Source organism: Staphylococcus petrasii, assembly GCF_002902565.1.
In the GTDB taxonomy this organism is placed as follows: Bacteria; Bacillota; Bacilli; order Staphylococcales; family Staphylococcaceae; genus Staphylococcus; species Staphylococcus petrasii.
The window spans coordinates 1-1273 of record NZ_PPRC01000135.1; the positions used below are offsets into that span (position 1 = coordinate 1).

A 1273-nucleotide genomic window follows, 5' to 3' on the forward strand; every position below is an offset into this window, starting at 1 on the left:
TATTTAGTTAGAGTAATTAAAATATTTATTGTAAACTAAGGTGTTTAGGTAAAAAACCCATACGCTATGCGTATGGGTTCAACTTATTAGAAAGGTACATAAAAGTACTAACTATTTCAAATGTTTAAAACTTTTAATCTTAAAAAGTTAATATAAAATAGATGTTAAGTTAATTTATTGAAATATTTATTTTGTAAAACAGTTACATATTAGCTTTATCAAAAATATCTTTTCGCCAATTTAAATCAAAGTTTCCTGCAAGCTCTCTATAAGATTCATTAATTGCGTTATATAGTTTCGTTTCATCAAGATTGTTGTATAACATACCAAGTAATTCCTCGTTTTTTAATGGGAAAATTTTAACTAAATTAGCAACTTCATTTTTATTAGATGATTTTAATGGAACGCTAGCTACTGCACGCCAAATATTAATAGTGTTATCGTCTAATTCATTAGCTATAAATAAAGTAATGACATTTTTATTAAAGTTATCCACTGTTAAATTTGTAGCATGGCGTAATACAGGTTCCCATTCACCACGTTTCTGAGCATGAGCATTCATTAATGTCACTTCGAGCATTAATGTCATATTTTTATATTCTATGACAATATCGCCAGCCCCACCAGTAGCATGTGATAGTGGACGCATTTCACCATCCAAAGTTAAATTGAGGCTTTTTGTAAGAGAAAATTTTTCTTCAGAAATATAATACCACGCTATTGCGACGATATATTCAAAAATCGTCGGAACTGTTGCAGACTCAGATACTTCTTTTTTAATTTTTTCATCCTCTCTATTTTTAAATAGCTCTAAAATGTTAATAACTTTTTCTTTAGGAAAAGTTGTAGATATAAATTTTTTAAATTTTTCTTCTTTATGAGTTAACACTACGCTCTCAATTTGTGAAGTTTCTGTAATCCCTAAGACTTTTTTAATTGAGTTAAGAATACTAGATTTATCTAAGTTTAATATTTCAGTAATTGTGAGCTCTTTATAAAATGGAGATTGTAAATTTTCTTCATAATTTTCATAATCATCAGATCCACTTAAATTCATAACACTAAAAATTATTGATAAAATTTCTTGATTAGTACCATTTACTAATCCATTATTAAAATCCAATAATCCTGATAAATTAAAAGTCCGTTTAGTCATGTCTCGATATTCACGAACAATATCATCTTTTTTTGATAATATAAATTGGCTATAAATCAAAGTATTATCATCTGATAATAAATAATTATCCGCGTTTTCTTCTAAAAAATCCTGGAT

1 protein-coding gene is annotated in these 1273 nt (G+C 26.9%); it reads right to left on the reverse strand.

The features are described 5' to 3' along the window. Nucleotides 1-202: 202 nt before the first annotated feature. A partial coding sequence (locus tag CD127_RS12520; RefSeq protein WP_169926762.1) for an AlwI family type II restriction endonuclease occupies nt 203-1273 on the reverse strand: 1071 nt, incomplete at its 5' end.